General features: G+C 58.6%; 6 protein-coding genes. 4 read left to right on the top strand and 2 right to left on the bottom strand.

The genetic code is table 11. The features are described 5' to 3' along the window. Window positions 1–112: 112 nt before the first annotated feature. On the bottom strand, window positions 113–1,033 hold the full coding sequence (locus NW863_RS11510; protein ID WP_414366480.1) for a branched-chain amino acid transaminase: 921 nt from the start codon (window positions 1,031–1,033) through the stop codon (window positions 113–115). Window positions 1,034–1,250: 217 nt separating this feature from the next. On the opposite strand from NW863_RS11510, the gene NW863_RS11505 reads away from it, so the two are divergent. Continuing rightward, window positions 1,251–1,634 carry a PepSY domain-containing protein gene (locus NW863_RS11505; RefSeq protein WP_414366478.1) on the top strand — a complete coding sequence of 128 codons (384 nt, stop codon included), beginning with the start codon at window positions 1,251–1,253 and terminating at the stop codon, window positions 1,632–1,634. A gap of 251 nt (window positions 1,635–1,885) precedes the next feature. Further along, window positions 1,886–3,328: a hemolysin family protein gene (locus NW863_RS11500; RefSeq protein WP_414366477.1), complete on the top strand. Its 1,443-nt coding sequence runs from the start codon at window positions 1,886–1,888 to the stop codon at window positions 3,326–3,328. Between the two features lie 4 nt (window positions 3,329–3,332). Here NW863_RS11500 and NW863_RS11495 read toward each other — a convergent pair whose 3' ends face one another. Beyond that, window positions 3,333–4,868, bottom strand: a complete 1,536-nt coding sequence (locus NW863_RS11495) for an aminotransferase class I/II-fold pyridoxal phosphate-dependent enzyme (protein ID WP_414366476.1) — start codon at window positions 4,866–4,868, stop codon at window positions 3,333–3,335. A gap of 130 nt (window positions 4,869–4,998) precedes the next feature. Here NW863_RS11495 and NW863_RS11490 point away from each other — a divergent pair, with 130 nt between their 5' ends. Further along, the gene (locus tag NW863_RS11490) at window positions 4,999–5,574 is read left to right on the top strand and encodes a DUF2854 domain-containing protein (RefSeq protein WP_414366474.1); all 576 of its coding nucleotides are present in this window, start codon (window positions 4,999–5,001) and stop codon (window positions 5,572–5,574) included. Window positions 5,575–6,797: 1,223 nt separating this feature from the next. Further along, window positions 6,798–7,937: an S-layer homology domain-containing protein gene (locus NW863_RS11485; protein WP_414366472.1), complete on the top strand. Its 1,140-nt coding sequence runs from the start codon at window positions 6,798–6,800 to the stop codon at window positions 7,935–7,937. Window positions 7,938–8,101: the final 164 nt, after the last annotated feature.

The following is an 8,101-nucleotide window of genomic DNA, read 5'->3' as shown; positions in this document are numbered from 1 at the left end:
CAGGTAATAGAAATCTCGTGCAAGGGATCCCTCTCCCGCAGTCTGGATTGCTCAATTCTAACTATATTGATTCTTTTCCCATCGACCGGCCTGACGATGGCAACCTGAGGGTCTAGCTTTCTTTCAGCGGGATCACCTTCACCCAATGGGCGTAGGCGGGATCCCGATTTTCGGTGATGGCCGTCAGCTTCTGCCGCAACTGCTCGGTGATGGGGCGGGAGGGGGGCAAGACGTATTGCTCGATCTGGCGAATAGGGGTGATCTTGGCGGCAGTGCCGGTGAGGAAGGCTTCCTCGGCAATCAACAGCTCCGACTTATCGACCGGCCGCTCTTGGGTGGGGATCCCCAGGTCGCGGGCCAGGGTGAGAACGCTGTCGCGGGTGATTCCTTCCAGGATGTCTTGGTCAAAGCTGGGGGTAATCAGCACGCCGTTGCGCACGATGAAGATGTTCATGCCCGAGGCTTCGCTTACCTTGCCTTGGGAGTTCATCAAAATGGCCTCGTCATAGCCGGACTGCACTGCCTCAGTTTTGGCCAGAGAAGAGGTGATGTAGGCGCCGGTGATCTTGCCTCGCAACGGCAGGCTGCGATCCTCTTGGCGGGCCCAAGAGCTGATGCGGCAGGTGACTCCCTCTGGTGAGAGGTAGTCTCCCAACTCCAACCCGTACACGAAAAAGTCTTTCTCGATGTTGTGCAACCGCGGCGAGATGCCCAGGTCGGAGGTGTAGACCAGGGGGCGGATGTAGAAAGAGGTGGAGGGGCGATTTTTGCGGATCAGCTCCACGATCACCTGCTCGATCTTTTCGGCGGGCAGATCGAAGCAGAGCAGGCGAGCACTCTGGCTCAGCCGTCGGCAGTGGCGATCGAGACGAAACACCAGCACCTGATCCGGATTTTGCGGGTCGGGGATCCCGCGTAGACCGCCAAAGGCTGCCGTCCCGTAGTGCAGAGCATGGGTGGCAATGGAGATCTTCGCCTCGGTAAAGGGGACGATCTGGCCCTGAAAGTAGGCGTAGGGCAGAAAATCCGGCATGGTCGGCACCTACTGCGGTGGGAAAAGATGTAAGAGTAGGAATATTATCACCGATGGAGGCAGCATCGGCAGCCCCAGCGTTGGCAGCACTCGGAAAGATATGCGCACTGCAGTGTTTTTTAGCCAGTCAAGTTCTGAGAGGGCTGTGGAGGCAAACAGCTTCTAACTTACGAGGGGCCGACGAACTACACCCCATGACGCAAGGAGTCCACTCCCTTTGCGAAAGCAACAGTGCTCCTTTTGGCAAGGCTTCTTTCACCTCAAGGTTGGTAGGGTAAGAATGTGGTTACTCAAACAGTTGGAAATGAAGCTTCCAAAACTTGCTGTTGCTTCCTTGCTTGTGCTGGGCGTTTTGCTCCTCAGCAGCCCGATGTTATCGGTAGGCAAGAGCACAGAGGTAGCTTTTGCTCAATCTCCTGCTCCAGCCGTCCGCATTGAAGAAGCGATTCAGATGGCTCGATCTGCTGTTCCCGATGCTGTGATCAAAGAAGTTGAGTTGGAGCGCGAAGATGGCCGCTTAGTTTGGGAAGTAAAATTCACCAACGATGTTGAGGTCAAGATCGACGCCACTACCGGCGATGTTGTCGATATTGATGACTAGTCCTCAGGGGGGCACAAACTGGGGTAAGCGTTGCCGGAAAAAGCGGTAGTTGCCACTGCCTGATGAATGCTTGATGAAACAGTAGCAATCTTGAGAACTGCAAAAGCTGGGGATCCCGTTTATTTGGGCAGGGGGAAGGTGTTCGCATAATAGACACCCGCTGGCTGAGGCCAGTTTAACTGCTGGCCAGGGGCAGGTGGTCGAGTCAGTCTGGGCTAAAATGCTGTCTATCCGTCTTGCTGCTCCCCCTGATGGACGACCCCCCTTTAGTCTCAGCGGCTACTTTCCCCAACACTGAGCTTTCGTGGGGAGATGCGTCTCTTAGTCTCTTTTGGGTCATCGCTCTTCTGGTCATCAACGCTTTTTTTGTGGCGGTGGAGTTTTCCTTGGTGTCGGCGCGGCGCTCCCGCATGGTGCAGTTGGCCAGCGAAGGGAACCGCCAGGCGGCAATTGTGCAAAAGGCCCAGGAACAGTTGGAGTATGCCCTCTCCACCACCCAGTTGGGCATTACCCTGGCCAGCGTGCTGCTGGGCTGGATCGGGGCCACCCAGGTTGCGCCGACACTGTTTTTGGCCTTGAGGCAGTTGGCCTGGTTGCGGAACGTGGATCCCGCCGTTGTTCAGGGGGTGGCAGTGGTGGTGGTGTTTTCGCTGCTCACCTATTTCCAAATTGTGGTGGGGGAGCTGATCCCCAAGACTCTGGCCATTCTCTACTCGGAGCCGATTGCCCTAAAACTGGCCTGGCTCAACCGCTTGGTGAGCCGCTTTTTGCACCCCTGCGTGGAGCTGCTCCGGTTCTCCTCCCGCTGCTTGTTGCAGCTTTTTGGCGTCCGCATCCCGGAGGCCACTTCTTTTTACAGCACCATGACGGTGGAGGAGCTGCAACTGTTGATCGCCTCGTCGGTGGAGTCGGGCGACATCGAGGCGGAGGAGCGGGAGCTGTTGAGCAATATCTTCGAGTTCGGCGAGACGGTGGCCAGCGAGGTGATGATCCCGCGCACCAGCATCGACGCGGTGCCGGAAACCGCTACGGTGCAAGAGGTGCTGGCCGAGGTGGCCGAATCGGGGCATTCCCGTTACCCGGTCTACGGCGAGTCTTTGGATGACATCCGCGGCCTGATTCATGTCAAGGAGCTGATCGGCGAGCTGGCCAAGGGATCCCTGGATTTGCACAGCCCCATCACCCCTTTCATTCGCGAGGCCCACTTTGAGCCAGAGAACAAGCTGATTGCTGAACTGTTGCCGGAGATGCGGCAGCACCACTGGCCAATGGTGGTGGTGGTGGACGAGTTCGGCGGCACGGCGGGCTTGATCACCATTCAAGACCTGGTGGAGGAGATTGTCGGCAAGCTCTCCGATGGCCCAGATCCCAAGGCGAAGGAGCCGGATATTCAGGAGCTGGACGAAAACACTCTCCTCATCCAGGCCCAGTTGGATATTGAAGAGGTCAACGAGCGCTGCCACCTCAACTTGCCCCTCCACGAGGACTACCAGACGCTGGGGGGCTTTTTGATCTACCACCTGCAGAAGATCCCGCGCGTGGGGGAAAAGTTCACCTACCAAGACATGGAGTTCCAGGTGGTGCGCATGGAAGGCCCACGGGTGGATCGGGTGAAGGTCGTTCGCCACCGCCGCAGCTCTCCCAACCCGCTGCCAGTGCTCCCCCCCGCCCAGACGACCAAGCCTGGCTCTTGAGGAGCTAGGTTTTGACGACCTTGAGGGTCTGCAGCCGCACATCTTCGGGGCCGTTGATAAAGCCGCCTGCCTCGTGCACCAACAACAGATAGTCCACCGCTTCCTGGGTTACCTCTTCGCCGGGCACCAAGATAGGGATCCCAGGGGGGTAGGGGGAGATGATCTCGGCACAGATGTGGCCTACGGCTTCCTGAAAGGGGATCCGCTCGATGGGGGCAAAGAAAGCCTGCCGCGGCGAGAGCCGTTGGGGCGGCAGGGGAGGGCGTTTCAACTGGGCCAGGCGTCGCAGTTTCTCGGCCATCGCCAGCGAGGGTTGGGATCCCTGGGCCTGCTTCGACAAAGCGGCGAAGCTCTCCACCAGCCGGTCGATATCCCGCTGGGTGTTGCCGAGGCTCACGATAAAGACCACGTTGTGCAGGGTGGACATCTCCGGCTGCACGTGGAAGTGGTCGTTGACCCAGTCGTGGGCGTCGAAGCCAAAAAGGCCCAGCCCCGACACCGTCACCGTCAAGCGGGTGCGATCCAGATCGAAAAAGCCAGGTGTAGAGCCGATGCGCTCCGGGCCAAAGCAAAAGAGCCCTGGAATGCGGTTGAGACGGGCGCGGGCTTGATCGGCTAAAGCCAGGGCTTGGCCCAGCAAAGCTTCCCCTTCTAGGGCCATCTGCCGCCGCGCCACGTCCAGCGACATCATCAGCACGTAGTTGGGGCTAGTCGATTGCAGCAGTTGCAAGATGTTGCGCACACGGTTGGGATCGATGCGGGATCCCTTGAGGTGGAGCATCGAGGCTTGCGTCATGCCGGAGATCACCTTGTGGGTGGACTGCACCACCAGATCGGCACCAGCTTCCAAGGCGGAGAGGGGCAGTTGCGGGTGAAAGCCAAAGTGGGGCCCGTGGGCCTCGTCCACTAAGAGGGGCAGGCCGTGGCTGTGGGCGATGGCCGCTAAGGTTTCTAGGTCGCAGCAAACCCCGTAGTAGGTGGGGCTGACCACCAACACGCCCTTGGCGTCGGGGTGCTCGGCCAGGGCCTGCTCCAGGCCGGCAGGAGTGATGCCGTGGGCAATGCCCAGTTCTATGTCGAAGTCGGGCTCGATATAGGCCGGCACAGCCCCGGAGAGGATCACGCCGGCAATGGCCGACTTGTGGCAGTTGCGCGGCAGCAGGATCTTGTCCCCTGGGTCGCACACGGCCATCACCAGGGTTTCCACGCCACAGGTGGAGCCATTCACCAGAAACCAACTGCGATCCGCTCCGTAGGCGGCTGCCGCCAGCTCCTGGGCTTCCCGGATCACGCCGTCGGGATCGTGGAGGTTGTCCACCTCCGGCAACTCGGTAAGATCCGCCCGGAAGACGTTTTCTCCCAAAAACTCCCGCAGGTCGGTGGCGATCCCGCGTCCCTGCTTGTGGCCTGGCGTGTGAAAGGGAGCCTTGTCCAAGCTGCAATAGTGGCGGATGGCCTCAAAAAGAGGGGCCCGCTCTTGAGTTTTGCGATCCAGCAGACGCAGACGACGGGACGCCTTCGACAGATGCGACAGAACCATGGGCCACTCCCCAACACACCAGCGTCCAGCCATTATCCACCCCCAGCGGAGCCAAGTCCACCCTCAAGGTCACCTCAGGAAGTGTCTTTCCTGCTAGCCTGGGTTCAGGTTGCCTTTCCCTCCTGCTTGTATGTTTGAGAAGCTGCCCCTCCCCCTGAGCACCCTGGTGTTGCTGGCAGGCGTTGCCGCCACAGCTTGGGGCTTTGCCCAGTACAGCGATCCCACCCTGAACCTCATCGGCCTGTTTGCCGGGATCCCCTTGCTGCTGGGGGGGGTGACCATGAAGGTGGTGGAGCTCAAGCCAGTGCCTGCCCTGACGCCCCCCTCGCCAGAAGTGCTTCAAGCCCGTGCCCAGCAGGCCACGGAAATTCAAAAACAAGTCCGCGCCGACATCACCAAATACAGCTATGGGGCCAACGCCCACCTGGAAGAGGCCCTGGAGTTCCTCGGCCTGCGCGGCCCTCTGGAAGCAGACCTACCCAAAATCAGAGGCTACAGAGAAGAATTGCGGGATGGCCGCTACACCCTGGTACTCCTCTTCGATTCGCCGGCCGTTCCCTTCCAGCAATGGCAGGAGAGCTACCAGAAAAAAATGCAGGGCTTCTTTGGCCGCGACGTGGAGGTGCAACTGCAGCAACCCCGAGAACATCAGGTGGAGCTGGCGCTCATTGCCTGTCCCGGATCCCAGGCCACCGGAACAGGGTGAGGGGGCTTGGATCCCTTAGCTTTTTTCACGACTTTTTCACAGTTCTATTCTTAAAATCAACAGCGGCTCACACGGGTGTGTTGAGGACTGAAACACTAGAGGAAGGAGACCTGGGGATCCCCATCATCGGGATCCCTCTTTTTTAGATGGTAAAAAGTTAGCAGGATCCCAGGAGAATAAAGCTGGCAACAAGTAGCTCCCACGCTCAAAATGCTTTTCAGTCACTCCAGTCAATGCCAAGAGCTCCTACAATTTGCTTAATGAAACGCCCAGAATTCCCCACTATCTATACGGTGGGCATGGATAGCGCCCCCAGATTGACGCTGGGTGTACAGTTTCACTGTTTCTAGGCAAGCACCGCCGCACAAAACAATACACTCAGAATTGTGCCAGAGCTTGGCTTTTCCCCAGTACACCCACTTAGTTGTTCTCCAAATTGCTGCTTTAACACTCGGCTCGATCCCGAGTTGAGGGAAAAACTAGGTTAGAAATGTTGTTATCAAGAGATGAATCAACAAGCAAATAGACATAATTCAGCTCGCCATGAAATTCGGTTAGGAAACTCCAATGAGTAACCAACACCCTCTCCAAGACAGTCTTTATTTAACCCATACTGACTGCCAAGGTGCTCCAGGGCGAGCCTTCCGGATCCCTGAGCTGGCCCTCACCCAAGACTTGGCGCTGGTTCCTCAATCCCGCCAGCGGCAGGCGGCCTTTCGTGTTCACTGGCTACGGAGCACGCAACACTCCCTATCCCTGGCCAAAACCGGTGATCTTTGCGTTGATTCTCAGCTTCTCTCTCCTTCTGGGAGAGAGGCTGCAGGTGTTGGCTCTATGTTCTGCCAGCATCAACTCCTTGGCATTGCAGAGCCCTAGGGAGTCTGTCTCAAACTTGTACAGAGTGGCAATGCTATGAACAGAACTGAGTCTGGGGTGTTGTCTATATGCAACGCTGACGCAACAGAGATGAGGAGATTTCCTTAGCAATCCCCTGCTATTACGTTTCCATGCAAATTTTAGGTTGGAAACGCTCAAATTAGCGTGCAGCAAGGGTTTTAGCTATTGCCACTGCTGAGGAAATAGCCAGAATAAGAGTAGCTATTGACCCAGCAATGGGCAGGATGATGACAGGTAAGTGAACGATGTTTTCCTCTCTTTTGACTCCGCGTGCAGCAGGCCTACTCCTATCCGGGGCGGTATTGGGCATTCATTGCCAGGTGGCTATGGCCGCCCCTTTTCGCGACACTTTTGGTCACTGGGCCCAAACCTACATTGAGGCTCTCTCCGCTCAAAGGGTGTTGAACGGCTTCCCGGATGGCACCTTCCGTCCCAACGAGCCGGTGACCTGTGCTCAGTTTGCCACCCTCGTCACCACTGCCTTTCGCCTCCGCAACACCTCTGGTACCTTCATCGGCTTTCGGGATGTGCCCCCCACCCACTGGGCGGCTAACGCTATCTCCGCGGCGGCAGCCAACAACTTGGTGGCCGGCTTCCCGGACGGCACCTTCCGACCCGAACAGCCCGTTACCCGCACCGAGGCGCTGGTGATCCTGACCAACGCCCTTGGCAACACAAGTGCCATCCCCGTGGCCCAGCCGAGCGAGCTGTTCAGCCGCTACCGTGACGCGGCAGCCATTCCCAGCTGGGCCCTGGCGCCAATTGCAGCCGCCAACCGCGCCGGCCTGATCGTGAATTACCCAGATCCCATGCTCTTGGAGCCCAACCGTCCTGCCACCCGTGCTGAGGTGGCTGCTTTTACCCACCAGGCCCTGCTCAGTCGGGGATCCCTGGTGGCCCAGAACCCAGGCAATTGGCTCTCCACCCCTCAGCCCGGCTTTGACCTGCGCCTTTCCACCCTGGCGGCGGGCACTCTGATACAGACCACCACCCCCTTCAACGAGCGCCTCTTCATCGCCCCCAACGAAACTCGCCCTATGTCCTTGATCGTTCGCAACCCAATTCGCAACGGCCAGGGGGACATCCTGGTGCCTTTTGGCTCACGGGTGGATGGCCGCTTTGAGCCGGCGCCGGGCGGCACGCGCTTTGTGGCGGAAAGCATCATCGTCAACAACCAACTGTTCCCCTTGGCCGCTCAATCGGATGTAATCCGCGATGTCAAGGATCCCCGCTACACCACCACAGGCAAGATCATCCAAGATGCGGCCATCGGCGCGGCAGCAGGCGCCGTTCTCGGCTTGGTAACCGGCGATAATGCCATTGCCACAGAAGAAGTGCTGGGGGCAGGGGTGGCCGGAGCGGTGATCGGCAACGTGACAGCGCCGCAGGTGGTGGTGTTGGATCCCAGCCAGGTGATCGAGCTGCGCCTCACCCAGGATCTGGCGCTAGTTCCTCAATCCCGCTAGCGGCGCGGGGGTGTCCGTTGCAACGAGACGCAGGCGATACAACTTCTCACTGTCTTTCCATCGGTGAAGCTGGGCGTTGTCTCGATCCCCAACTCCCCTCTCCCTCCGGGAGAGGGGCTGCTAGGGCGCTATCTTCTCAGCCAATCCAACAGAGTCGTTCCCCC

Origin of the sequence: Synechococcus sp. B60.1, from assembly GCF_047462555.1 — a bacterium.
In the GTDB taxonomy this organism is placed as follows: Bacteria; Cyanobacteriota; Cyanobacteriia; order Thermostichales; family Thermostichaceae; genus Thermostichus.
Note: the sequence above shows the minus strand (reverse complement) of the source record. Positions and strands in the feature narration are given on the sequence as shown.